This is a genomic window from Mycobacterium sp. URHB0021 (genome assembly GCF_054057895.1).
The window spans coordinates 5,818,090-5,843,470 of sequence record NZ_JBSRZT010000002.1; the positions used below are offsets into that span (position 1 = coordinate 5,818,090).

Here is a 25,381-nt window from a genome sequence, read left to right on the forward strand (position 1 = left end):
CTCCCAGTCCACTTTGAGGCGGATGCCTCACGTGCCGCCACGGCCACCCGGTGCACGATTCCTGCGGGGGTTGTAGACCCCGCACTCGACGCCACGGGAGTCAGTGATGTTCACAATCGAGGAGCTGGCCACAATTCCGCTGTTCTCCGCGCTCGAGGAGAAAGAACTGGAGTATCTCGCCGGCGAAGTGGAGGACATCCATCTCACGCCCGGGGAGTACGTGGCACACGAGGGCGAAGGTCGCGCTTTGGCGATCGTGGTCGAGGGCAAGACCGAGCTGACGAAACTGGCGAACGGCGTCGAGCAGGTGATCGGCGTCCGGCTTCCTGGTGAGCTGGGAGGCGAGATCCCGATGACGCTCGGTACGCCGTTACCCGCCAGCATGCGGGCGGTCGAGCCGTCGCGCGTGCTGAAGCTGACGACCGAGGTGTTCCATACGCTCGCGGCCATGGCGCCCGAGGTCTCCGCAGCGGTCGGGGCCGCCGCTGTGGAGCGCATGCAAATGCTCAGAAACGTCACCGCGCAGCCGCTCGAGCCCGCGATGTTCGTCATCGGTCCGCGCCTGGACTCGCGCGTACACGAGTGTGACGGTTTCCTGCACCGCAACCAGATTTCCTACGAACATCTGGACCCAGACGACCCCGCCGCCGTTGCAGGCACCGGAGACGGGACCGCCGTGGCCGCCCCCTATCCGGTGGTGGTGCTGCCCGACGGCACCCGGCTGACTGCCCCGACGATGCGTGACGTCGCCACGGTCGCTGGACTTACGGTTGCACCACGCAGAAGCCGCTACGACGTGGTGATCGTGGGCGGCGGGCCGGCGGGTTTGACGGCGGCGGTCAACGGCGCATCCGAGGGTCTGCAGATGGGGCTTATCGAGTCCTTCGCCCCCGGCGGACAGGCCGGCACCTCGACTCGGATCGAGAACTACACGGGGTTTCCGTTCGGCGTGTCCGGAGACGAGCTCGCGAGTCGGGCACTGCAACAGGCGAAGCGGCTGGGCGCCGAAATCGTCGTGACCCGACGAGTCGAGGCCATCGACCCTGCCGAGATGACGGTCAGGCTGGATGGCGGCGACGTTCTCCGGACGAGGTCGATCGTTCTCGCGACAGGCGTCCAGTGGCGGCGCCTCGAAATCGATACGGCGGATCGATTCGTCGGCTCCGGTATCTACTACGGTGCGGCTCGCAGCGACGCCGGACTGACCCAGCGCAACGACGTGTATCTGATCGGAGCGGGTAACTCGGCCGGACAGGCCGCCATCTTCTTCTCCAGCCACGCCCGATCGGTGACGCTAATCGTTCGCGGCGAGTCGCTTGCCGAGAGCATGTCGAACTACCTCATCGAGCAGATTGCAACGAAAGCGAACATCCGCGTGGAAACCCGATCCGAGGTCGTCGCAGTGCACGGAGATGAACAACTCGAGGCGATCGAGGTCATCGACCGAACGACCGGCACGACTTCTCGACGGGATGCGACGGCGCTCTTCGTCCTCATCGGCGCCGAGGCGGCGACCGACTGGCTCCCCTCGGAGATCGCACGCGATGAGCACGGCTTCGTCTTGACGGGAACCGACGCGACGAAGGCCGGGCAATGGAACGCCGATCGCGAGCCGTTCGCTCTCGAAACGAGCGCCCCAGGAATCTTCGCCGTCGGCGATATCCGCTCGGGATCGGTGAAGCGCGTCGCGGCATCCGTCGGTGAAGGCGGCGTGGCGATCGCCCTCGTGCATCGCTACCTCCAACTTCCGACGTCGAGGGCACAAGCGGATGCGCCTACTCCAACCGTCACCGACGCCTCAGACCGCAGACGCTTCGAAATCGCAATCGACGGGGCGGTCCTTGGCTTCACCGAGTATCGGCGCCGACCCGGAGTCATCTCCTTCATCCATACCGAGATCAACCCGTCGCGCAACGGTGAAGGCCTGGGAACGTTGCTCGTCAAAGCCGCACTGGACACCGCGCGGGCAGAGGGGCTGGCGGTGCTGCCCTACTGCCCGTTCGTCCAGGGCTTCATCAACCGTCATCGCGACTACCTCGACCTGGTGCCGGCCGAGCGGCGCGCAAAGTTCGCGCTGGCTGACGGCTGACATCTCTGCGCCCTTCGTCGTCTCAGCGGTGGTCAACGGTTATGGTGAACGCCGGTATCCATCATGGGCGCAAGGGCTTTCGACGTGATTGGGTTCAGCCACACGTGGTGGTCAACTCCCGCCGGCTCAACGATCGCCGAGCTTCCCCCGGCGGGTTGCGACGCCGTGACGCGGGCGACGGCAGGACCGCCCAGTCCCAGAACCGCCGAGCTCATTCCGCCGGCGATCACGGTGGCGACCAATCCGAACTTCATCATCAGTCTTCTTTCTTTCTGGGCTTGTGAGCCCATTACACTCTGGACCTTAATGGGCTGTCAAGCCCATTTGCGATACCCTGTGTTCATGACGGTTGGCGAACGAGAGCTGACACCGAAGGGCCGCGCAACGCGTGCGCGGATCGTCGAGGCGGCGGCGGCGTTGATATACCGGCATGGAGTTCATGACACGAACAATGAGATGGTCCGCGATGCCACCGGCATCTCGGGTTCACAACTCAGCCACTACTTCCCTGACAAGGAAAGCCTCGTCCGGGCCGTCCTTCGGTGGCGCGCCGATTCGATGATGGGGTTGCAGGACCATCCGCGCCAGGGACCGCTGGACAGTTTCGCAGCACTCCACGCGTGGGCCGACGGCTACTTGATGAGACCGGAGACAGTCGTCGAAGGGGGATGCAGTTTCGGTTCACTGGCGAGTGAAGTCATGAAGTCCGGTCTGGATGTACGCCTGGAGGTCGTCGAGGGGTTCGCTCGATGGAAGGAACAGTTCCGCACCGGCCTGCTCGCCATGGGCGAGCGTGGCGACCTGCGAAGTGATGCCGACCCCGAGCAACTCGCGCACGTGCTGATGGCCGCATTCCAGGGTGGCCTACTCCTCACCCAGGCCGCCCGCGATATCACTCCGCTTCGTGATGCGTTGTACGCGGCGATCGCGTACGTCGAATCGCACGCGACCGGCAAGGCGCTGCCTGACTAGGACGGCCGGACAAATCCGAGATCGTCGCCAATCACCGTGTTGGGACCGATCGGCAATTTCTCGGCTTCATTGCCGCCGACCTTCACGAAGTCGATCCGTTCGTTCCACACCTTGCGGAGCAGGTCCTCGAACGCCATCGTGGTGAGCTGCTCGAGCGAGCGTGATCAGGCCGGGCAGAGACGCGCACCGGGTGATGGCGATGGCGGACAACCGCACCTAGGGGCTCAATCTTGCCGCGGGCCAGACCATCCAGCCGCTACCTTTCTCACTGGTGGGTGACGGCGCCGGGTCGATATTCAAGATCTTCACCACCACCGCCTCGGCGCTCGACATGGGGATGGGGATCAACGCTCAACTCCACGTCCCGCAGAAGTTCGAGGGGACGGGCCTGGGCAGCAGCAACACCCCCGGCTGTCCACCGCAGACGTGCTGTGTGAAGAACGCCGGCGGCTACCGCAGCTCCATGAGTGTCACCGACGCGCTCGCGCAGTCGCCAAATACCGCGTTCGCCAATCTGATCGGCAGGTCGGTGTCCCGCGCGCGGTCGATATGGCGGTCAAGTTGGGTTTGCGGTCATACGCCGAGCCCGGAACGGCCCGCGCCTACGACCCCGACAACCACGCGGACTACATCAAGCGGCAGAACATCGGTTCCTTCACACTCGGCCCGTTCGAGATCAACGCGCTCGAGTTGTCGAATGTCGCCGCGACCCTGGCCTCTGACGGGATGTGGTGCCCGCCCAGCCCGATCGACATGATCTTCGACCGCAGGCCCACGAGGTGGCCGTCACCTCGCACGCTGTGAGCAGGTGGTGCCCGAGGGGCTGCCAACACGCTGTCCAAGGCGCTGGGCGAGAACACCATCAGCGGGACCGCCGCCGGTTCGGCCGGTTCGGCGGGGTGGAGCTTGCCCATGTCGGGCAAGACGGGCACCACTGAGTCTCATCGATCGTCGGGATTCCTGGGCTTCACCAATCACTACGCCGCCGCGAACTAGATCTTCGACGACTCCCCCAAACCGTCCGGGCTGTGTTCGTATCCATCGCGAAAATGCAGCAGCGGCAACTTGTTCGGCGGCACCGAACCGGCGCGCACGTGGTTCCTGGCGATGAGGCCGATCGCAGGAGACTTCGGTCCGGTGGCGCTGCCGCCGACGGATCCGCGCTATGTCACCGGCGGTTCCGGCAGCGAGGTGCCCAGCGTCACCGGCCTGAAACTCGATGCGGCGCGTAAACGCTTGATATATTCCGGCTTTCCGGTTCCCGACCAACCCACGCCGATCAACAGCTACCTCACGAAAGGTGCCGTGGTGGGGACGACCCCGAAAGGTCGAACCATCCCCGGTTCGATCGTGACGATCAACACGAGTAACGGCATCAAGCCGGCGCCCGTGTACTACCCGCCGCCTCCTCGGCCAGATGCGCCGCCCCCTCCCGACGCGCCGCCACCGCCGCCGGCGTTCAACGTCATCGAGATCCCGGACTACCGCCGATCACTCTGCCGATGGGTGCACCACCAGCGGAACCACCGCTGGCGCCGGCACCGCCACCGGCAGCACCGCCGGTGCCACCGCCCTAGGCTCGGCGGTGTACGTCAGAGCTCACGACATCAGTAGAAATAGAGGTTGGAACCGGGAAGTTCTTGGTGAACCCTGGCCCTGCCGCCCGGCGTGAGGTCGAGTCCGTACTTCGCCATTTCATTGGTCCGCACGCTGACGAGATTGAAGTACCCGGTGTAGGCGAACCGGCCCGGCGGATTGGCGGGGTCCGTGACCGGGACGGGCACCGGGGTAATCGTGAACTCTTCAGCATGTTCGCCGTTACTCGGCGCACATGTATAGAGGTATTTGTGCCCTTGCGGCGTGACTTGCGTAGCGCTGGCGTGCAGGGGGCGGTTGTAGGCCTGATTGGTGATTGACTTTCCGGTCCCGAGGTCGTTGAACATCCACAGGTCCGTCTTGTCGTTGTCGTCCTTCAAGGGCTGATGGTAGACCTCGAAATTCGCCGGAGCGGGTATGCCCGGCGGAATCGACTCGGTATTGCTCGCATGCAGACAGGCACTGGTGTCGTGCTTGAGGATGTAGACCGAGTTGGAGGGACCAGGCAGACCTGTCGCGATGTATCCGGCCGATTCGGCCAGCCGGAGTTGCTGGCGCACAGAATCGATCTCCGCCGCGGCACTGGGGACGCCGAACCCGACGACTAGTGCCTGCATCTGGTCGATCAGGGGTTTCAGGACCGTCTGCTGATGCTCGCGGCTGAACAAGGTCTCCCGGTACGTCCGAATCTGGTCGAACAATTGTTTGCGACGAGTGTCGTCGTTACGCACGAGTTGGGCGATGATCCCGTCGCGGCCGAGCTTGAACGGCCTGTCGGGCTGGAGCGTCTGGTCGATTCCCCACGGGATCATCTTGAACTTGATGTTGCCCACCCCTGGCGCGGCGACGGCGGTCACGTCGTTGTAGATGTAGGTGTTGTTGGTGTTGTCCGCATAGCCGTCCCAGTGCTTGAGGAAGAACTCCATCGCGTAGACCTTGAGGAATTGATCCATGTCCAGTACCTGATCCGCGCCGGCCAGACCGTTCGCCTCGATGTGACGGATCGCGAATTTCAGGTCGGCTTTGTCCTCGAATTTGGACAGCGACTCCACCCCGATGAACTTCAGCCGCTCCTCGAGGAAATCGTCGTGATGCTCGAGCTCATAGAGATTGCCCTTCATGTTGCCGCTGAAGTTGCGCTCTATGTAGCGCTTCATGACCGGCTCGGCGTTGACGAAGATGCCGGGGCTGTTGACGCCGGGGATCCCCTGACCGACCGGAGTTCCGTTGACGAATACCCGGGCGTAGTTGCAGCGTGAACTGGGCAACCCCGCCATTCCCAGCAGTCGGTAGCCCAGTGTCTGCTTGATATAGGACCTGTCTTGAATGGAGTTGTTGAGCGTCACGTAACGCGAGCCGATCAGGGCGTCGATGCCGGGCACGTTGGCGTCGCCGAACTTGCCGAAGTCGAGATGCAGGCACGGCTTGTCGCTGTTGATGGAGCCGCAAAACGACTTCTTCTTGACGCCGACGCCGGTGAACTTCGTCTTGGCGGGAAACTTCGTTCCCGAGATCTCGACCTCGCTCGCCTTGCGCCACGTGAACCTGGCGTCTCCGGTCCATTCGAAGTTGCAGCGGCCGCCCTTTGGCTCCTCCATTCGCACCGCATCCCACTCGGCCTGCGGCATCGTGATCTTGATCGTGACCACGTTGTCCAGGGCATAAAAGGAATCGAGTGCTCGTTGCTGCTGATCGGTCATTGTCATATCTCCCGTACATCGCGGCCTTCCAACAGCATGCGGCGCGACATCGCGTTAAACACGAGTACCGCGCTACTTGTTTTGGTTAATCGTCATTGCGCTGAATCGGAGCCACACTTCAGATGCAGGGAGATGAATCGACGGCGCGGGCGTAGGTCTCGCTTCACGACCTGAAAGGCGACGTAAAGAAGTCCCGCCCATGCCTGTACGAGTAGCGCCCACCGACCGGATCCGCGCTCGAGACGGCCGGACGTTTAGGTAGCCTGGGCGGGTGTCAGTTGGTGGGCGCCCGGACAAAGACGAGTTCCGCCGCCAAGGCAAGAGCGTGCTCCGCAAGATCGGCCGACAGATTACCAAGGACTACGTGCTGCGTGCTGCACCCCCTTCTGTCCGGTCCCTCGGCGGTCACCACGCTGACCGCCAACCTGGTCCGTAATCTCTGGACGCATTCGGTCATCATGTGCGGGCACTTCCCCGAAGGCGTGCAGACCTACGAGAAGAAGTCGATCGACAGTGAAACCCGTGGCGCGTGGTACCTACGGCAGATGCTGGGTTCGGCCAACATCAGCGGAACTCCGTTGCTGCACTTCATGACCGGCAATCTGTCCTTCCAGATCGAACACCATCTGTTTCCGGACCTACCAAGTAACCGCTACCAGGAGATCGCGCCGAAGATCCAGGAACTCTTCGAGCGCTACAGCCTGACCTACGTGAGCGGCCCGATGGTCGAGCAAGTTGGCTCCACATGGAAGAAAGTATTCCGGCTATCCCTTCCCAACGACGCCCTGCGCAAAGTGCCAGCGGCGGCCAAACCGGCGAGCCTTACCGGGCTCATCTTCCGCCCGGCAGGGGCCCCGGTCGACGCCACCGCGGCTTAGACCTGTCTATGTCGTCCGGCACGGAATGGGCGGCCAGGTTCGGATAGCGGATACCGTGGTGGTTAGCCGGAAACCTGCTCACGAAATCATCGATGCTCCTGTCGGATCGAGGTATCCAGAGAGCGCGGTGCCGCACCAACCTCACGACATTGCGATCACATCGGTCGCCCGCCGGGCCCACTTGGCTCAAACGCACCCGCGCCGGCAACGTCTTCGATAGATGGGCCGTGTGCTTCAAACTACCTCCCTAAGGGTGTGACTACACAGCCCCTAGGGGTGTTGAATGGCGGTCAGCTCGCGCGAGCGCTCGACGGGATCCCGTCCAGGCGCATGGCAGCGCGACTCGGAGAGGCTAACGGCCATGATCAACCTTGGAATGATCAAGACGAGCTCCCCCATGGACGATCACTTCGCCAAGCCGACCACCTCCGCCGTCTGCGCGCATCAGGAGAGCTTCACGGTGCGCGAACATTGCAGCGAAGGAGTCGTAGTGTTGGCGGTTGGTGGAGCGGTCGACTTGCTCAGCGCTCCTCAGTTGGCGGAGGCAATCTGTGCCGCGCTGGGGAAGGCGCCGGCCGGATTTATCGTTGACCTCACGGACGTGGAGTTCCTCTCCGTCGTCGGAATCAGTGTTCTGGTAGCGGCGCGGGAAGCGGCTGATGCGATGTCAGTACGCTTCGGGACAGTCGCAGAAGGGGCCGCTACGAGCAGGCCGATCAGGCTGCTCGGAATTGACACTGTCCTGGCGCTGTATCCCACACTCGCGGACGCGTTGCGCGATCTTCGTTGAGGGCGTCGCCTGCTGATCCGGGGGCGTTCCGTTGGGTCCCGACTGGTCCGTCAACCGCCGGCGGAATAGATGCGCGCGTCCCAGCCGGCCAACTCGAGTGATGTCGATGAGCGCTCGCGCGAAGAGCATGATGTTGACGTCGACGCGGCAGGGGCATCCGGCAGATTGCCGAGGAGCAGATCGGCCATGATCCATTCTGGGCCGATTTCGACGGTCCGAGGATGGCGTCCGCAGTTGGCGATCACGAGGAGTTTTCTGTTCGGGGTGTTCCTGGTGTACGCCCAGATCTGCGGGTCATGCTCCATCACGGGCGTAAAGCCGCCGTGCACCAGGATGGGCAGCGCGTGGCGGAGGCGAATAAGAGCTTGATAGTGCGTGAAAACCGTTTCCGCTGTGTTGATTTGGGCTGCGGCGTTCAGCCAGGTATGGTTGGGATTGACCGGCAGCCATGGATATCCGGTGGTGAATCCAGCGTTCGGTCCCGCGTCCCATTGCATCGGTGTGCGGGCGTTGTCGCGGCTCATCTTGGCGAGACCGGCGAGCGCCGCACCTTCGTCACCCCCGGCTGCGAGCACGCTTTGGTAGTAGCTTAACGCCTCAATATCCTTGTGGTCCTGCAGATTCCGGAACGGATAGTTCGTCATTCCAAGTTCCTCGCCCTGGTAAACGAACGGGGTGCCACGCATACCATGCAGCACAGTCGCAAGTGCCTTCGCCGACGCCGCCCAGTAGTCGGGGTGGTCGTCGCCGAACCGGGACACGACGCGAGGCTGGTCGTGGTTGTTCCAATACAGGCTGTTCCAACCGGTTTCCGCCAACGCCGCTTGCCACCGATGGATCGCCTTCTTCAGGACTACCAGGTCGAGGCCGAGGTAGTCGAATTTGCCCCCTGGGCCCTGGTCGACGGACACGTGCTCGAACTGAAAGACCATGTTCAGCTCACCTCGAGCCGGATCGGTGTAGAGCCGCGCTTGTTCAGTTGTGACACCCGGCATTTCGCCGACCGTGAGGAACTCGCCGTCGCGGCCGCCGAACACCACGCGCGTCATCTCGGCGAGATAGTCGTGCACGTGCGGCCCATCGACGAACTTGTCCATGGCACTGACGAACCGCTGTCCCGGGATCGCCGGTGCGTCTGAAAGCCCCTCGGCTTTGGAGATGAAGTTGATGACGTCCATCCGGAAGCCGTCGACGCCGCGGTCGAGCCACCAGCCCATGAGGTCGTGGACGGCCGTCCGCAATTCCGGGTTCTCCCAGTTCAGGTCGGGTTGCTTACGGTCGAACAGATGCAGGTAGTACTGGCCGGTGTTCTGTTCCCAGGCCCACGCCGATCCCCCGAAGAACGAGCCCCAGTTGTTGGGCTCGGCGCCGTCACGGGCGTCGCGCCAGATGTACCAACCGCGCTTCAAGTTGTCGCGGGATGAACGCGACTCGACGAACCACGGGTGCTCGTCCGAGGAGTGGTTGACCACGAGGTCCATCACCAGCTTCATCCCGAGGTCGTGCACCTTGGCGAGCAGCGCGTCGAAATCGGCGAGGGTGCCGAACAGCGGATCGATATCGCGGTAGTCACTGATGTCGTATCCGTTGTCGGCCTGGGGTGAACGGTAGATCGGTGACAACCAGATCACGTCGACCCCGAGCGACTGTAAATAGTCAAGCCGTCCGGTGATGCCGCCCAGATCACCGAACCCGTCGCCGTTTGAGTCGGCGAAGCTGCGCGGATAGATCTGATAGACGACAGCAGACTTCCACCAGGCAGCGTCGGGTTGGTCGCCCAGGTTCACTGTCGATTGCCGATGACGTCGCGGTAGACCTTGACGTACTTGTCGATCATGGTGGTGACCGTGAAGCGTTCGGCGGCCAGTTCGGCGATCTCGCGCCGGTCGAGCTCGGCTGCTGCAGCGACCGCGGCCACCGCCGAATCGATGCCGTCGACGAGAAAGCCGGTGACGCCGTTCGCGATCAGCTCGCCCATCGAGCCTCTCCAGTTGGCGATAACCGGTGTGCCACAGGCCATCGCTTCGACAACGCTGTAGCCGAACGGCTCGTCGAAGTCGATCAGGTGGAGCAGCGCGTGCGCACCGCCCAGCACCTCGGCGCGCGTAGAGGCGTCGACAGGTCCGAGGTAGCGCACCTGCTCGCCGTCGATGTGCGGCGCGACCTCGTCGCGGAAGTACTCGTCGTCCTGGATGATCCCGGCGATGTCGAGTCGGCGGCCACATCGGCGGGCGACCTCGATCGCCTGCGCGGTGCCTTTGTCGGCGTGGACCCGTCCGAAGAACAGCAGGTGTTCGCCGGGCCGTGGATGGATCGCGAACTCGTCGATATCGATCCCGTGGTGGATGGTGGCGGCGTAATTCAGATTCGGGTGGCGATCGGCGTCACTGATCGAGACATAAGTAGTGGTGCTGTCGTAGCGCTCGTAGACAGGAATGATCCGGTCGGACGAGAACCCGTGGATCGTGGTGACCACCGGCACCCTGACGAGATCGCTGTACGTGAGCGGCAGGAAGTCGAACCCGTTGTGGATGATGTCGAACTCGCCGGCGCGCTCAAACGCCGACGCGATGTGCAGGCACTCGGCAACCTTGGCGTCGATCCTGGCGTCCTCAGACCAGCCGCGCTGCGCGGTTGCATGCAGGCTCGCCGTGGTGATGGAGTCTGCGGTGGCGAACAGCGTGACGTGATGGCCGGCCGCCGCCAAACCCTCGGTGAGCAACGAGGCGAACTGCTCCCACGGCCCGTAGTGGCGAGGCGGTGTCCTCCATGCGATCGGCGCCAGCACGGCGACTCGGATCGGGCCGTCAACGTCGCCTTGGATGGGAATGTGCCCAGGCTACCCGGACAACGAATCCCCCCGAGCTAGCTGCAGAAACTGCCGGGAGCCGGCCGGATACAGAAGAGGCCCCGTCGGCGGCCTATCGCCAAGCTGTGGCGACGCGGGTGTTGACCTGAAATGCGATGCGGGCAGGACTTCTCAGTCTTGGCCCGCACCTGTCCGGTGGAGTTGCCGGGAATCGAACTCGGCGCGGACATAAGCTTGACCAGCGTAAACGTTGACCTTGACTACACGAAACGACGGGACGTTACGCGAGATGACCTGCGGATAGGCGAAAGCTATTGATGGCATCAACAGCGCTTTGGCCAACCACCCCGTGCGAATCGTCAACGCACGCAGTCGACGCACAGTGGCCGCTCGACCCGTCGTCGCGCGAGATCGGTCGATGAGTTCATGCCGTCTGCTCAGTCTCCATATGCAGGAGCCAGACGAGGAGGTATCGCGATGGGCAGGCTGATCGTGTCGGCAAACATGACGGCGGACATGGTGATTGATCCCCTGGAGGGGTGGTTTCAGCCAGACCTGGCGATGGCCGACGGCCTCGCCCAACTGAGTGCGGCCGACGCCATCATCCTCGGTCGAGAAACCTACGAAAAGCTCGCCGACTTCTGGCCGAAATCGGACGACGAATGGGCGAAACTGATCAATCCGATGCCCAAACACGTTGCCTCGCGCACCCTGAAGGAGCCGTTGAGATGGAACGCTCAACTGCTCGGCGCTGATCTCGCCGACGACGTCGCGGCCCTGAAGAAGCGCTATTCCGGCGACGTGATTCTCTACGGAATCGGAGAACTGGCGAACTACCTTGCGCATCAGAACCTCGTCGCCGAGGCGAGGTTCTGGATACATCCCTACATCTGGGGCGACGGCGTGAGGCCGTTCCATGCAGGCGAACTCCCCCTTCGACTGCGCCTGATCTCGGCGACGACATACGCATCCGGCATGGTGAGGCTGGCATACCAGCCGACGGCCGGATAGACCGTCAGAGGCACAGCTGCGGATGCCGAAATGAGAAGCAGGTCAGGCTTTATGGGCCTGACCTGCTTCTTTCCGGTGGAGCTGCCGGGAATCGAACCCGGGTCCTACGGCATTCCCTCGAGGCTTCTCCGTGCGCAGTCCGCTATGTCTCTACTCGGATCTCCTGATCACGCGAACAAGTCAGGATGACGATCCCAGTCGCTGTTTGGTGTCCCGATATGTCCCGCGACCGGACGTATCGGTTTGTCCCTCTAGCTGATGCCAGGGTCCGGGCCGAGGGCGCTCCCGGTCTGACAGACTCACCGTCGCTTAGGCAGCGAGGGCGAAGTCGCGCTGATTGGAATCGGCGCTTAATTGGATGCAACGACGCTTACGGTGGTCTCTTGCCTGCACCGGCACGCTTCCCTTGATTCGATGCGCGAAGTCGAAACCGTTCAGCCCCTCGCATCCCTACCGACTTTCGGCAGGATTCCATGGTACTCGATGTGCAACGAATCGCCGCACCAATTTCATCCCGACCGGTCTGGTTTCCCCAGTTCAAATGACGTAGTTGAGGTGCTCGACGATCCGCTCGCCCACGTCCCGGTCGCCGCCGTAAGCGATGGCGTCTGCGTGTCGGCCCGGCGTCGTACGTCCACCCGCCAACCGGCTGAAGAGCACTCCGTCGAGCCGGATCGTCGCCGTCGGCTCATCGCCGCCGAAATCGTCGACAACCTTCGCGCGACCCTGCACATCAACGTGGATGGTGCGGGCGAGTGGGCCGGTCAACTCGATGGCGACCCGCGAGCCGTCGGGCGCTCCACCGAGCTTGCCGACGACGAACCCCATGCTGGCCGCCATCTCATCGAGCGCAAGGGGCGATGAGGCACCCGCGAAGTTCGCGTCGGGCTGCCCGATGGCGTCACGAATATCGATTTCGTGCATCCAGCAGTCGAAGACGCGCACACGCATGAACCGGCCGTAGGTGTCGGGCCCGGCCGGTGTCGCCGTGATCTGGTTCCACGCGTCGTCGTCCATGCCCGACAACGCTTTTCGTCGCTGTGCAGTCGTCGTGCGGAACCGCTCCAGCAGATCTGCGGGCCCGACACCGCGTAACTTGCGCACCCAGCGTTCGTTGAGCACGCCGATATCGTTGCGCACATGCTTGAGCGTCGAGATGTCCACGTCGGCCTCGGGTGTCGCGGCACCCTGCAACATCGACTCGGTGCCGATCAGATGTGACGTCACGTCGTGAACGTCCCATCCCGGCAGCGAGGTGTGCGTTTGCCAGTGCTGCTCCCCCAGCCCGTCGAGCAGCGTGTCGATGTCATCCCAGACGGCGAACAAGCCGTCCAGAGTCGCGGTCTTGTCGAGATTCGTCACCGGACGTGAGGGGCCACTCATGGCGCGAACGTAGCGCTCGCGGCCGACTAGCGTGCCCGAAATTGAATTCGAAAGTGGCGGTCAAGCCCACATCGTTCTTGCCATGATGCCCTATCCCAGCGGGTGCTCGATGCTCGAGCCGTGATGGGAACACTTCCGTCCGGCAAATATTCCGTTCCCGTTAATTCGAGGCGATCATCGCGACAGCCGCTAATGCCAGCACCATCCCGAGCGCCTGCCAGCGCGTCACCCGCTCCCGCAGCAACACAATCGCCAGCAACACCGTCGCCGCTGGATACAGCGACATCAGCACACCGGCCAGTGAAAGCAACGAAGCCTGCAACGCCAGCAACGCGGCAATATTTGCCGCTGTGTCCAGCATCGCCGCCGTGACGGCAAGGCGCAGCGGCGGGCCGGTCGGTGGACGCAGGTTGTCGCTAACCGCCGCCACCATCACCACCACCACGGTCGCCGATGCGCGCGCGAAAACCAGCGGCCAGAGCCTGGCCTCAACGGGCGCCTGGTGGATCAGCACGAAATTCAGTCCGAACGCGACACCAGAACCGAGGGTCAGCCAGGCGACCTTGGCCGTGAAGGTGTGCGGTGTGACATCCTCGTCGGTCGCTTCGCGGCTGACCAGCACTACCGCGACCAGCGCCAGCACGATCCCGACGCCGGCGACAACGCCCGGTCGCTCTCCCAGCACAATGCCGGCACCGACAGGAATGCCGGCGACCAGGATGGCGGTCAGCGGTGACACCACCGAGATCGGACCGGCGCCGAGGGCGGCGTAGAACCACCAGACGCCGAAGGCCTGCGAAATGCCGCACAGGACACCCCAAAGCACCGCCCCCTTGGTGATGTCGCCGCCGACGGGCGTGGCCACGACTGTCAACAGCACCAGCGCGATCGGATAGGACACCAGCACCACGCGCAGGGCCGCGACCCGCCGCGATGCCAGGCCGCCGACGAAATCACTGACGCCGTAGCCCAGTGCGGACGCCAGGGCCAGGGCAACGCCGATCAGGCCATGCCCTTGGCACGCCGGCCCAGTTCGCGGGTCACCTCGCGCTGTGCGTCCCGGCGGGCCATGTCCTGCCGCTTGTCGTGGGCCTGCTTGCCGCGGGCCAGGGCGAGCTCGACCTTGACCTTGCCCTCGGTGAAGTAGAGCGACAGGGGGACCAGGGTGAGGTTGCCGTCGCGGATCTTGCCGACCAGGTTGTCGATCTGCTTGCGGTGCAGCAACAGCTTTCGGTTGCGCCGCGGCGCGTGGTTTGTCCAGCTGCCGTGGTGATATTCCGGTATGTGCAGATTGCGCAGCCAGATCTCGCCGTCGTCAACCGTCGCGAACGCGTCTGCCAGCGATGCCTGCCCGTCCCGCAGGCTTTTCACCTCGGTTCCTACCAATGCCACGCCGGCCTCGAACGTTTCGAGGATCGAATAGTTGTGCCGCGCTTTGCGGTTGGTCGCGACGACCTTGTTGTTGCTCGACCGCGTCGGGTCCGCTTTCTTGGCCACGGCTAACGACGCACGTAGAGGCGCAGGGTGGCATAGGCGGTGACACCGGCCATTGCCACACCGACTATCAACAGGAACGGTGAGATGTAGAGGATGTCTGCGTAATCGATCCTGGCAATCAGATTGGCTCGGTAGAACTGATCCAGGGCGTTCTCCAGGAACAGTGCCCGCACCAGGATCAGCCCGAAGATCGAGATGAGTACACCGACGAAGGCGGCCAGCATCGCCTCCACCAGGAACGGCAGCTGCGTGTACCAACGGCTCGCGCCGACGAGACGCATGATGCCGATCTCGGTACGGCGGGTATACGCCGCCACTTGAACCATGTTGGCTATCAACAGGACTGCGCCGATCGCCTGCACCAATGCGACCGCGAACGCCGCGTTGGACAGGCCGTCGAGCACCGCAAAGAGCCGGTCGATCAAGTCCTTCTGATTGAGCACGTTGAGCACGCCGGGCCGGCCGACCATCGCCTCGTCGAAATCCTTGTGCTGCTCTGGATTGTCCAACTTGACGATGAACGACGCAGGGAATGCGTCCTTACCCGCCACATCCTTGTACTGCGGGAACTTCTTGATCGCATCGTTGTAGGCGTCGTCGCGGTTCAGGAACCGCACGGAGCGCACGTCGTCGCGGCCTTCGATCTGCGCCCGCAGACCTTTGCACGGGTCCGCGTCGCAGGTGGGATCGTTGGCCGACACGTCGTTGGTCAGGAAGACCTGGCTCTCCACGCGATCGAGATAGATGTTCCGCGACTGGTCGGCCAACCGCACGACCAGCAGGCCGCCGCCGAACAGCCCGATCGAGATGGCGGTGGTCAGGATCATCGCAATCGTCATCGTGACGTTGCGGCGAAGGCCGGTCAGGACCTCATTGACGAGGAAGCTGAAGCGCACTTAGCGATCCATTCCATAGACGCCGCGCTGTTCGTCGCGAATCAGCCTGCCGAGTTCCAGCTCGACGACGCGCTGGCGCATCGAGTCGACGATGTGATGGTCGTGGGTGGCCATCAGCACCGTCGTCCCGGTGCGGTTGATGCGTTCGAGCAGATCCATGATGTCCTTGCTGGTCTCGGGGTCGAGGTTGCCGGTCGGCTCGTCGGCCAACAACACCAGCGGCCGGTTCACGAACGCGCGGGCGATGGCGACTCGCTGTTGCTCACCGCCGGACAGTTCGCCGGGCAGCCGGTTGGCCTTGCCGGACAGGCCTACCATCTCCAGCACGTCCGGCACCACCCGGTTGATCACGTCCCCGCGCTTGCCGATGACCTCGAGTGCGAACGCGACGTTGTCGAAGACGGTCTTCTGCTGCAGCAGCCGGAAGTCCTGGAACACGCAGCCGATGACCTGGCGCAGCCCGGGGATATGGCGGCCGGAAAGCTTGTTGACGTGAAACTTCGACACCCGGATATCGCCCTGGCTCGGTGAGTCCTCGGCGAGCAGCAGCCTCATGAACGTCGACTTGCCCGACCCGGACGGGCCGATGAGGAAGACGAACTCACCCTTGTCGATCTTGACCGAGACGTTGTCGAGCGCGGGGCGTGCCGACGACTTGTACTGCTTGGACACATGGTCAAGGGTGATCATCACGGCACGCCAGTGTAGCGGGGACGGCCGAGCTACCGCGGCAACGCGGGCGCCGGCGCCGCCGGTCCCGAGCCGGGAGCGGGCGACGTGGCCGGTATCGGCGACGGCGTCGCAGGAGCGGTCTGCGGCAGCAACGGGCCAGGACCATCAGGGTCGGTGACCGCGGTCGACGGCGTCGTGTCCGTGGTATCCGTCGGCGAAGTCGGGCTGGTGATCTCGGTGGGTGACGTCGTCTCGGTCGGGCTCGTCGTGGTCGGGCTGGTCGTTGTGGTGGTCGCGATCGGATATTCCGGCTCCTTGGGCCGCACATTGGTCCTTGGCACCCACGTGTAGTTGGGATCCGGCACGAAGCCGGGCGGCACGATCGCCGGCGCCGGCGCCGCGGGTTTCGGCTCGAACGTCTGCTGCACCCAGAACAGCGCGATGAACGCGACGATCAGCACAGCCGTCGACACCCGCATGCGGCCCAGCCTGGCCTTCAGCCACGAAGTCACCGTTTTTGCTCCGGGGAGGCGCGGGTCTCTGTTTCTTGGGTGTCTTCAGGATTCTCGTGAACCTCCGACGGATGCGGGATTGCCGCGACCATCGGAGTCTGTCCGTCCGACGGCGCGGTGATGCCCGCGCGGCGCAACGCGCGGATGACCAGTACCCGCAGCCGCCGTCCGACCTCGAACTGCTTACCGGGCAGTGTGCGCGCGACCATCCGCAAGGTCACGGTTTCCAGCTCGATGCTCTCCACGCCCATCAACTGCGGCGCGTCGAGCAGCAGGTCGTGCAGCGCTGGATCGTCCATCGCGTTGTCCGTCACTTCGTGCAGGAGGTCGTTGACGACGTTGAGATCAGCCGACGTCGGCACCGGGATGTCGATGACCGCGCGGGCCCAGTCCTTCGACAGATTGACCGACTTCACGATCTGACCGTTCGGGATGGTGAACATCTCACCCTCGGAGGAGCGGAGCTTGGTGACTCGTAGCGTCACATCCTCGACCGTGCCCTCGGCCGGGGCGGCGATTCCGGCTACCGTCAGGGCTACCAGGTCACCGAAGCCGTACTGCTTCTCAGTGATGATGAAGAACCCGGCGAGCAGATCCTGCACGATGCGCTGCGCACCGAACCCGAGCGCCGCGCCCAGCACCGCTGCGGGCGCCACCAGCGACCCCACCGGAATCGCCAGGATGTCGGTGATCTCCACCGCCACCACGACGAACAGCAGAGCGACCGACACCCAGGAGATCACCGAGGCGACGGCCTGCCGGTGCTTGGTGCTCTCCGAGCGCACCAGCTCTTCGCTTTCCTGATATTGGACGTCGATGCGGCGCACAATCCGCTGCGCGCCCCAGTTGATGAAGCGGGCGGCCAGCAGGCCACCGATCAGCAGCAGGCCGATTCGGACGCCTCTTTCCAGAATCCACACGCCAATGTCGCCGGCCCAAAAACCGTGCCAACGATCGGCCATCGAAAATGCAAGTACGGTGCTATTCGTCATCTTTCCTATTGCGCCACCGGATTCCGGCCTCCAAGAAGCCGTCGATATCTCCGTCGAGCACAGCCGCCGGATTCCCGACTTCGTACTCGGTGCGCAGGTCCTTCACCATTTGGTACGGGTGCAACACGTAGGAACGCATCTGGTTACCCCACGAGCTGCCACCGTCACCCTTCAGGGCATCCATCTCGGCACGCTCTTCTAAACGCTTGCGCTCCAACAATTTTGCCTGTAGAACGCGCATCGCAGACACCTTGTTCTGCAGCTGGGACTTCTCGTTCTGGCAGGTAACCACGATACCGGTAGGGATGTGGGTGAGTCGAACTGCCGAGTCGGTGGTGTTGACCGACTGACCGCCGGGACCGCTGGAGCGGTACACGTCGACACGCACGTCGGTCTCCGGAATCTCGATGTGGTCGGTGGTCTCGGTGACCGGCAGAACCTCGACTTCGGCGAATGACGTCTGGCGGCGGCCCTGGTTGTCGAACGGGCTGATCCGGACCAGCCGGTGCGTACCCTGCTCCACCGACAATGTCCCGTAGGCGAACGGCGTGTGCACAGCGAACGTCGCGCTCTTGATGCCGGCCTCTTCGGCGTAGGACGTATCGAACACCTCGACCGGATACTTGTGCTGCTCCGCCCAGCGGATGTACATCCTCATCAACATCTCGGCCCAGTCCGCGGCATCCACGCCGCCCGCGCCCGAGCGGATGTTGACCAGCGCCTCGCGCTCGTCGTACTCCCCCGACAGCAACGTGCGCACTTCCATCGCCTCGATGTCCTCGCGCAGCTTCTTCAGCTCGGTGTCGGCCTCGGCGAGTTCATCGGCTGCACCCTCTTCGGTGGCCAGCTCGTAAAGGACCGGCAGATCGTCGAGGCGCTGCCGTAGCTCCTCGACGCGGCGCAGCTCACCCTGGGTGTGCGACAGCTCGCTGGTGACCTTCTGGGCGCGGTTTTGGTCGTCCCACAGGTTCGGGTCGGAGGCCTCGGTCTCCAGCTTCTCGATGCGGCCGCGCAGCCCCTCGACGTCGAGCACCCGCTCCACCGTGGTCAGGGTGGAGTCGAGGGCGGCGAGATCGGCTTGACGGTCGGGTTCCACGGGAGTTCAGGTTACTCACCCTTTCCCCCGGTCGTTCCGGTCCTGCCCCACCGCGCCGCGCCAGTTCGCCGTCACTGGGCGCGACGGACAGGGCGCACGTTTAGCATCGGTATGGCAACCAGCCCGGCGGCGACGCGACAGCCCCTTGCGCGTAGCCGGGCTCGCAACAGAAGGCTTTGCGTATGCGCCCATACCATGTGGCGATCGTCGGCTCAGGCCCTTCGGGTTACTTTGCCGCGGCGTCCCTGCTGAAGTTCGCCGATGCGACCGATGACGCCGACGTGCGCGTCGACATGCTGGAGATGCTGCCCACCCCGTGGGGGCTGGTGCGTTCCGGCGTCGCGCCGGACCACCCGAAGATCAAGTCGATCAGCGCCCAGTTCGAGAAGACGGCGAACGATCCGCGGTTCCGGTTCTTCGGCAACATCGTGGTCGGCGACCACGTCGCGGCCGGCGAGCTGGCCGAGCGCTATGACGCGGTGATCTACGCCGTCGGGGCGCAGTCCGACCGATCGCTGGGCATTCCTGGCGAGGATCTGCCGGGCAGCGTCGCCGCGGTCGATTTCGTGGGCTGGTACAACGCTCACCCGCACTTCCAGGAGATGGCCCCGGACATCTCCAGCGGCCGTGCGGTCGTCGTGGGCAACGGCAACGTCGCGCTGGATGTGGCCCGCATCCTGGTCACCGATCCCGACGTGCTGGGCTTGACCGATATCGCCGACCATGCCCTGGAGTCCCTCCATGCCCGTGGTGTCGAGGAGGTGCTCATCGTCGGCAGACGGGGGCCGCTGCAGGCCCCGTTCACCACGCTCGAGTTGCGCGAACTCGGCGACCTCGAGGGTCTGGCCGATGTGGACGTGGTCGTCGATCCGGCCGATTTCGCCGACATCTCCCACGAGGATCTGGAGGCGGCGGGCAAAACGGTCCGCAACAACATCAAGGTGTTGCGTGGTTACGCCGACCGTGAGCCGCGAGGGGCCAAGCGCCGCATCGTGTTCCGGTTCCGGACGTCGCCCGTCGAGATCAAGGGCCACGGCAAGGTGGAATCGATCGTGCTCGGCCGCAACGAACTGGTCGACGACAACGGACGCATCGTCGCCAAGGACACCGGCGAGCGCGAAGAGGTGCCTGCGCAGTTGATCGTGCGTGCCGTCGGGTACCGGGGTGTGCCCACGCCCGGCCTGCCGTTCGACGAGCGCAGCGGCACGATTCCGCACACCGACGGCCGCATCGACGGCAGCCGCAATGAATACGTGGTCGGCTGGATCAAACGGGGCCCCACCGGCGTAATCGGGACCAACAAGAAAGACTCGCAGCAGACCGTCGACACCCTGACCGAAGACCTGCGCGGCGCCGAACCGCCAGACGTCGGAGCGGACCGTTCGGAGAAGTTGGTCGAATGGCTACTGTCGCGGCAGCCGAAACTGGTCACCGACGACCACTGGAAGCTGATCGACGAGCACGAGCGGGCGACGGGAGAAGGCTCGGGCCGGCCGCGGGTCAAGCTGACCAGCGTTGCCGAACTGCTGCGCATCGGCCACGGCTAGTAGACCTGCGGAGGCGGCGGTCCCGGTGGCGGCGTTTGCTCCTGCGGGGCGAACCTCCAGTTGTCGGGGTTGTTCGGTGCGTAGATCACCGGGAACAACTGCCCCATTGACGGCCATTGGTCGACGTCTACTTCGAGCCGCTGATAGACCACGTGTTCGTTGGTCGTCGGACCGTTGATGACTCCGGTGATCGTGCTGTACTGCACACCGGTGACCCCGTCCGGCCGCGGACTGACGCCGGTCACCAAGAGCGTCCCTGGCACCCAGTTGCTGCCGGTCCCGCGACGGCGCATGATCCTCGGCGCTGCCAGAAGGACGATTGCCCCCACGAGCAAAAGCACCATCGCGAATTCCCACACCCCGTCATGGTAGGACTGCAGCCATGAGCTCCGTCGCAGATGATGTCGCCCTGGCGTTGCGGATGGCCGATCAGGCCGATGCGTTGACCATGGAGCGGTTCGGCGCTCTGGATCTGCGGATCGAAACCAAACCCGACCTGACCCCGGTCACAGACGCGGACAGATCGGCCGAGGAGGTTCTGCGGGCGTCGCTGGCGACGCATCGCCGCGATGATGCGGTGCTCGGCGAAGAGTATGGTGGGACAACCACGTTCAGCGGTCGGCAGTGGGTCGTCGATCCCATCGACGGCACCAAGAACTTCGTTCGCGGCGTGCCCGTCTGGGCGACATTGATCGCGCTCCTGCTCGACGGTGTCCCCACGGTCGGCGTGGTGAGTGCGCCGGCACTGGGACGCAGATGGTGGGCCGGGGCCGGCGGGGGCGCGTTCACGTCGTTCGGCGGGGCGACCCGACGCATCACTGTCTCCGGCGTCGACGACCTCGGTTCAGCGAGCCTGTCGTACTCCGACCTGACCACCGGCTGGGACGATCTGCGGGCGCGTTTCCTCGAGTTGACCGACACAGTATGGCGGGTTCGCGGCTATGGAGACTTCTGGTCGTACTGCCTCGTCGCCGAGGGCGCGGCCGATATCGCCGTCGAGCCGGAGGTCAAGCTGTGGGATCTGGCGCCGCTCGACATTCTTGTCCGCGAGGCGGGTGGCGCGTTCTCCGGTCTGGATGGCAGCACCGGCCCCCACACGGGAAGCGCCGTCGCGACCAACGGATTGCTCCACAAGGCGGTGCTGACCAGGCTGGGCCACCGTCGCGCGAACTGATTGAGGGCATGTTCTCAGGGACTACACGGCCCATCCGGCGCTGCGGCGAGGACCTTTGAGCGCATGTTGCTCATCTCACGACGAATGGTGGCGCTGGCCGCGTGCTGTATCACCCCGGTCGCCGTCGCGCCGATGGCGACGGCGGCGCCGTCCGCCAACATCGACGGGCCCGCCGACACCGTCATCGATGAGTTGCAGACCCAGGGTTACAACGTGGAAATCAACTGGGTGAACGGTTTCGACACCAAACCACTGTCGCTGTGCCGGGTGACCGGCATCGACGACCCCGGCGATGCGCCGCCTGCCACGGCGATGTTCACCACGGTGTACGTCGACGTCGTGTGTCCCAACCACGACGGCGGCTGAGCGAGCGCACGGGATTCATATCGTCAGTTCGACGGCCTATCACAGCAAGCATGGCATCGACTCGTCCTGCTGACCACACGCACGCGCGCTCCGCCGACGACGACGCGGTCGACCTGCCGCGTGCCACCTACGAGATGACGCCGTACACATCGAACTCGTTTCCGCAATCGCCGCCGGGACAGCTGGCGGCGATCACCTACTTGTTCGGCCTGGCCCCACCCGAAGTGCCTTCGGCTCGCGGCCTTGAATGGGCTGTGCCGCAAGGGGAACCTGATTCCGTACGCGGCGGCGCGTCAGCAGGCTCGGGTGGTCGGCATCGATCTGTCGCAGGTGCAGATTGCTGCACGACGAACTCGAGACTTCAATACTCCGTGCTATTTCTACGAGATGCCGGGCCGTGCAGGAAACACTGGCCGAGATGGAGCTGATCTCCCTCGCAAACGCGATTAGCGACTGAACCGGACGTGGTCGGCAGAACCTGACGACAGCAGGGTCGATGGAGAACGGAGCGCGAGTGCAGCAGCTGAGCTGGCCCGCTTCGCGCAGAGTGGCCCGAGACTCCGGTGCAGATCGAGATGCTGCTGATCTATGACCCGGCTACCGCGCCCGGCGGCCGTGAATCTGGTTGGCGCAACGCTTGTGAGTTGAGTAACAAAAGCGCCGATCTTACTCGGGAGTCAGTTCGGGTACCTTACTCTGGAGTCAGCTGCGTGATTGCGCACTTCCGACGTCTAGCGAGGCAGCTGACAATGACGAACACCTTGCCGCCCAAAAAGCGCACCGGGCACGAAAGCGCCGTGGGCAAGCAGAAGCACCAGCGGACGGCGATCGACGTCGGGTTGGCGCTGATCACCCCCATCGTCGGTCAGGAGTTCCTGGACCGTTATCACCTGCGCGATCCGCTCAACCGCGGCCTGAAATACGGCATCAAGCAAGCGTTTTCCGCCGCCGGCGCGTCGACGCGTCAGTTCAAGCGGATCCAAGGCGTAGGAAAGGCGCCGACCCGGCTCAAGGCGAGCGGCGGGGACTACTTCGATCTGACCCCCGACGAGGACCAGAAGATGATCGTCGAGACCGTCGAGGAGTTTGCCGATGAGATCCTGCGACCGGCGGCCCGCGATGCCGACGACGCGGCCGGCTATCCGCCCGGGCTGATCACCAAGGCGGCCGAACTCGGTATCACCGCGATCAACATCCCCGAGGATTTCGACGGCATCGCCGCCCAGCGCTCGACGGTGACCAACGCGCTGGTCGCCGAGGCGCTTTCCTACGGCGATATGGGCCTGGCGCTACCGATTCTGGCGCCCGGCGGCGTCGCGTCGGCCCTGACCCACTGGGGCAGTGCCGATCAACAGGCCACCTACCTCAAGGAGTTCGCCGGCGACCACGTCCCCCAGGCGTGCGTGGCGATCGCCGAGCCCCAGGCGCTGTTCGACCCGACCGCGCTGAAGACCACCGCGGTGCGCACCCCTAGCGGATACCGGCTGTCCGGCGTCAAATCCCTCGTGCCCGCCGCCTCGGACGCCGAACTCTTCGTCGTGGGCGCCCAACTGAACGGCAAGCCTGCGTTGTTCATCGTCGAATCGTCCACGCAGGGCCTGTCCGTCAAGTCCGACCCGAGTATGGGGATTCGCCCCGCCGCGCTGGGACGCATCGAACTGGACAATGTCACGGTTCCGCTGGGCGCCCGCCTCGGCGAGGACGAAGCGCCACCGGCAGAGAAGGACAGGATCTACTCCGAGGCGATCGCGCTGGCCCGGCTCGGCTGGGCGGCGCTGGCGGTCGGCACCTCTCATGCGGTGCTCGACTACGTCGTGCCCTACGTCAAGGAGCGACAGGCGTTCGGCGAGCCAATTGCCCGTCGCCAGGCGGTGGCGTTCATGTGCGCCAACATCGCCATCGAACTCGACGGCCTGCGCCTGATCACCTGGCGCGGTGCGGCCCGCGCTGACCAGGGCCTGTCGTTTGCCCGCGAGGCCGCACTGGCCAAACGGCTCGGCACCGACAAGGGCATGCAGATCGGCCTGGACGGTGTGCAGCTGCTCGGCGGCCACGGCTACACCAAGGAACACCCTGTCGAACGCTGGTACCGCGATCTGCGCGCGATCGGCGTCGCCGAGGGCGTCGTCGTCATCTGAGGATCATCGAGGTCCTCACGAACCGAACGGAAAGACCTGTCATGGCAATCAATCTGGAAATGCCCAAGAAGCTGCAGACGGTCATCGAGAAGGGTCACCAGGGCGCCGCCGAGATGCTACGACCGATCTCGCGCAAGTACGACCTGAAAGAGCATGCCTACCCGGTCGAACTCGACACGCTCGCAAGCCTTTTCGAAGGCATCTCGGACGCCAAGACCATCTCGTTCGCGGGCGCCGAGGCTTTCCGTGATGCCGAGGGCAAGAGCGAGAACCACAACGGCGCCAACATGTCGGCGATCCTCAACGTGATCGAGGTCAGCTGGGGAGACGTCGCACTGATGCTGTCAGTGCCGTTTCAGGGCCTGGGCAACGCCGCGATATCCGGGGTGGCGACCGACGAGCAGTTGGAGCGCCTGGGCAAGGTGTGGGCTGCCATGGCGATCACCGAACCCGGCTTCGGCTCCGACTCGGCTGCGGTGTCGACGACCGCGGTGCTCGACGGCGACGAGTATGTGATCAACGGCGAGAAGATCTTCGTCACCGCAGGCTCGCGAGCCAGCCACATCGTGGTGTGGGCGACATTGGACAAGTCACTCGGTCGCGCGGCGATCAAGTCGTTCATCGTCCCGCGCGAACATCCCGGGGTGACGGTCGAGCGGCTGGAGCACAAGCTCGGCATCAAGGCGTCCGACACCGCCGTCATCCGCTTCGACAATGCCCGTATCCCCAAGGACAACCTGCTCGGCAGCCCGGAGGTCCACGTGGAGAAGGGTTTTGCCGGGGTGATGGAGACGTTCGACAACACTCGGCCGGTAGTGGCCGCGATGGCCGTCGGAATCGCCCGCGCCGCCCTGGAGGAGCTGCGCAAGATCCTGACCGACGCCGGCGTCGACATCTCCTACGACAAGCCGGCCCATGCGCAGAGCGCGGCGGCCGCCGAGTTCCTGCGGATGGAGGCCGACTGGGAGGCCGGTTACCTGCTGACGGTGCGCTCGGCATGGCAGGCCGACAACAACATCCCCAACTCCAAGGAAGCCTCGATGGGCAAAGCCAAGTCCGCCAGGGTGGCCAGCGACATCACTTTGAAGGCTGTCGAAATGGCGGGCACCACAGGGTATTCCGAGGCAACACTGCTGGAGAAATGGGCGCGCGATTCGAAGATCCTGGATATCTTCGAGGGGACCCAGCAGATTCAGCAACTGGTGGTCGCCCGCCGTCTACTCGGCCTGTCGTCATCCGAACTGAAGTAAGCGCGCCCGCGCT

At 64.2% G+C, this 25,381-nt stretch carries 23 protein-coding genes, 1 other RNA gene and 1 pseudogene; 11 read left to right on the forward strand and 14 right to left on the reverse strand.

All coding sequences use genetic code 11. The features are described 5' to 3' along the window. The first annotated feature begins 106 nt into the window (after positions 1–106). Both ACVWWN_RS31130 and ACVWWN_RS31135 read left to right on the forward strand, forming a co-directional pair. Positions 107–2,089 (forward strand): GNAT family N-acetyltransferase, encoded by a 1,983-nt coding sequence (locus tag ACVWWN_RS31130; RefSeq protein WP_457147286.1) that lies wholly within the window; start codon positions 107–109, stop codon positions 2,087–2,089. A 342-nt stretch (positions 2,090–2,431) separates the two neighbouring features. Next, positions 2,432–3,061, forward strand: a complete 630-nt coding sequence (locus tag ACVWWN_RS31135; protein ID WP_457147287.1) for a TetR/AcrR family transcriptional regulator — start codon at positions 2,432–2,434, stop codon at positions 3,059–3,061. On the opposite strand, the gene ACVWWN_RS31140 is transcribed toward ACVWWN_RS31135, so the two are convergent. Beyond that, positions 3,058–3,198 (reverse strand): hypothetical protein, encoded by a 141-nt coding sequence (locus ACVWWN_RS31140; protein ID WP_457147288.1) that lies wholly within the window; start codon positions 3,196–3,198, stop codon positions 3,058–3,060. The two genes, ACVWWN_RS31135 and ACVWWN_RS31140, sit on opposite strands and share 4 nt — an antisense overlap. Before the next feature lie 20 nt (positions 3,199–3,218). On the opposite strand from ACVWWN_RS31140, the pseudogene ACVWWN_RS31145 reads away from it, so the two are divergent. Continuing rightward, positions 3,219–4,638 (forward strand): annotated as a pseudogene (locus ACVWWN_RS31145) (penicillin-binding transpeptidase domain-containing protein); the annotation flags it as partial. 30 nt (positions 4,639–4,668) lie between these two features. Here ACVWWN_RS31145 and ACVWWN_RS31150 read toward each other — a convergent pair. Further along, positions 4,669–6,357 carry a CotH kinase family protein gene (locus ACVWWN_RS31150; protein ID WP_457147289.1) on the reverse strand — a complete coding sequence of 563 codons (1,689 nt, stop codon included), beginning with the start codon at positions 6,355–6,357 and terminating at the stop codon, positions 4,669–4,671. 371 nt (positions 6,358–6,728) lie between these two features. On the opposite strand from ACVWWN_RS31150, the gene ACVWWN_RS31155 reads away from it, so the two are divergent. Together ACVWWN_RS31155 and ACVWWN_RS31160 are read left to right on the forward strand one after the other, a co-directional pair. Continuing rightward, a complete protein-coding gene (locus tag ACVWWN_RS31155; protein WP_457147290.1) occupies positions 6,729–7,235 on the forward strand; it encodes a fatty acid desaturase family protein in 507 nt (168 codons plus the stop codon). Positions 7,236–7,518: 283 nt separating this feature from the next. Beyond that, entirely contained in the window at positions 7,519–8,025 is a 507-nt protein-coding gene (locus ACVWWN_RS31160; RefSeq protein WP_457147291.1) for an STAS domain-containing protein, read from the forward strand. Between the two features lie 50 nt (positions 8,026–8,075). Here the strand turns inward: ACVWWN_RS31160 and ACVWWN_RS31165 are convergent, their stop codons facing one another. After that, on the reverse strand, positions 8,076–9,812 hold the full coding sequence (locus tag ACVWWN_RS31165) for an alpha-glucosidase (RefSeq protein ID WP_457147292.1): 1,737 nt from the start codon (positions 9,810–9,812) through the stop codon (positions 8,076–8,078). Then, positions 9,809–10,813, reverse strand: a complete 1,005-nt coding sequence (locus tag ACVWWN_RS31170; protein WP_457147293.1) for a glycosyltransferase family 4 protein — start codon at positions 10,811–10,813, stop codon at positions 9,809–9,811. The genes ACVWWN_RS31165 and ACVWWN_RS31170 overlap by 4 nt, the downstream gene beginning before the upstream one ends. A gap of 498 nt (positions 10,814–11,311) precedes the next feature. On the opposite strand from ACVWWN_RS31170, the gene ACVWWN_RS31175 reads away from it, so the two are divergent. Next, positions 11,312–11,845, forward strand: coding sequence for a dihydrofolate reductase family protein (locus ACVWWN_RS31175; RefSeq protein ID WP_457147294.1), 534 nt, complete (start codon positions 11,312–11,314; stop codon positions 11,843–11,845). Positions 11,846–11,918: 73 nt separating this feature from the next. Here the strand turns inward: ACVWWN_RS31175 and ssrA are convergent. From ssrA to prfB, 9 genes are all read right to left on the reverse strand, one after another. Next, positions 11,919–12,287: a transfer-messenger RNA gene (gene ssrA, locus ACVWWN_RS31180) on the reverse strand. 95 nt (positions 12,288–12,382) lie between these two features. Next, complete coding sequence (locus ACVWWN_RS31185; protein ID WP_457147295.1) at positions 12,383–13,228, reverse strand: maleylpyruvate isomerase family mycothiol-dependent enzyme; 846 nt, start codon at positions 13,226–13,228, stop codon at positions 12,383–12,385. A 160-nt stretch (positions 13,229–13,388) separates the two neighbouring features. Further along, positions 13,389–14,234 carry an EamA family transporter gene (locus ACVWWN_RS31190; RefSeq protein WP_457149348.1) on the reverse strand — a complete coding sequence of 282 codons (846 nt, stop codon included), beginning with the start codon at positions 14,232–14,234 and terminating at the stop codon, positions 13,389–13,391. Continuing rightward, a complete protein-coding gene (gene smpB / locus ACVWWN_RS31195) occupies positions 14,231–14,725 on the reverse strand; it encodes an SsrA-binding protein SmpB (protein ID WP_457147296.1) in 495 nt (164 codons plus the stop codon). The genes ACVWWN_RS31190 and smpB overlap by 4 nt, the downstream gene beginning before the upstream one ends. A 2-nt stretch (positions 14,726–14,727) precedes the next feature. Beyond that, on the reverse strand, positions 14,728–15,621 hold the full coding sequence (gene ftsX / locus ACVWWN_RS31200) for a permease-like cell division protein FtsX (protein ID WP_457147297.1): 894 nt from the start codon (positions 15,619–15,621) through the stop codon (positions 14,728–14,730). Continuing rightward, on the reverse strand, positions 15,622–16,311 hold the full coding sequence (ftsE, locus tag ACVWWN_RS31205; protein WP_457149349.1) for a cell division ATP-binding protein FtsE: 690 nt from the start codon (positions 16,309–16,311) through the stop codon (positions 15,622–15,624). Between the two features lie 32 nt (positions 16,312–16,343). After that, positions 16,344–16,805: a hypothetical protein gene (locus tag ACVWWN_RS31210; RefSeq protein WP_457147298.1), complete on the reverse strand. Its 462-nt coding sequence runs from the start codon at positions 16,803–16,805 to the stop codon at positions 16,344–16,346. Further along, positions 16,802–17,797, reverse strand: coding sequence for a mechanosensitive ion channel family protein (locus tag ACVWWN_RS31215; protein WP_457147299.1), 996 nt, complete (start codon positions 17,795–17,797; stop codon positions 16,802–16,804). The genes ACVWWN_RS31210 and ACVWWN_RS31215 overlap by 4 nt, the downstream gene beginning before the upstream one ends. Beyond that, the gene (gene prfB / locus ACVWWN_RS31220) at positions 17,787–18,893 is read right to left on the reverse strand and encodes a peptide chain release factor 2 (RefSeq protein ID WP_457147300.1); all 1,107 of its coding nucleotides are present in this window, start codon (positions 18,891–18,893) and stop codon (positions 17,787–17,789) included. Before prfB ends, ACVWWN_RS31215 begins: the two co-directional genes overlap by 11 nt. 182 nt (positions 18,894–19,075) lie before the next feature. Between prfB and ACVWWN_RS31225 the strand changes: the two genes are divergently transcribed. Then, complete coding sequence (locus ACVWWN_RS31225; RefSeq protein WP_457147301.1) at positions 19,076–20,440, forward strand: FAD-dependent oxidoreductase; 1,365 nt, start codon at positions 19,076–19,078, stop codon at positions 20,438–20,440. Here ACVWWN_RS31225 and ACVWWN_RS31230 read toward each other — a convergent pair. Next, positions 20,437–20,799, reverse strand: coding sequence for a hypothetical protein (locus ACVWWN_RS31230; protein ID WP_457147302.1), 363 nt, complete (start codon positions 20,797–20,799; stop codon positions 20,437–20,439). The genes ACVWWN_RS31225 and ACVWWN_RS31230 overlap by 4 nt on opposite strands. A gap of 23 nt (positions 20,800–20,822) precedes the next feature. On the opposite strand from ACVWWN_RS31230, the gene ACVWWN_RS31235 reads away from it, so the two are divergent. The 4 genes from ACVWWN_RS31235 (at position 20,823) to ACVWWN_RS31250 (ending at position 25,368) form a co-directional block, all read left to right on the forward strand. Further along, positions 20,823–21,614, forward strand: a complete 792-nt coding sequence (locus ACVWWN_RS31235; protein WP_457147303.1) for an inositol monophosphatase family protein — start codon at positions 20,823–20,825, stop codon at positions 21,612–21,614. A gap of 63 nt (positions 21,615–21,677) precedes the next feature. After that, the gene (locus ACVWWN_RS31240; protein ID WP_457147304.1) at positions 21,678–21,980 is read left to right on the forward strand and encodes a hypothetical protein; all 303 of its coding nucleotides are present in this window, start codon (positions 21,678–21,680) and stop codon (positions 21,978–21,980) included. Positions 21,981–22,729: 749 nt separating this feature from the next. Beyond that, complete coding sequence (locus tag ACVWWN_RS31245) at positions 22,730–24,118, forward strand: acyl-CoA dehydrogenase family protein (protein WP_457147305.1); 1,389 nt, start codon at positions 22,730–22,732, stop codon at positions 24,116–24,118. Positions 24,119–24,159: 41 nt separating this feature from the next. After that, complete coding sequence (locus ACVWWN_RS31250) at positions 24,160–25,368, forward strand: acyl-CoA dehydrogenase family protein (RefSeq protein ID WP_457147306.1); 1,209 nt, start codon at positions 24,160–24,162, stop codon at positions 25,366–25,368. The last annotated feature ends 13 nt before the right edge of the window (positions 25,369–25,381 follow it).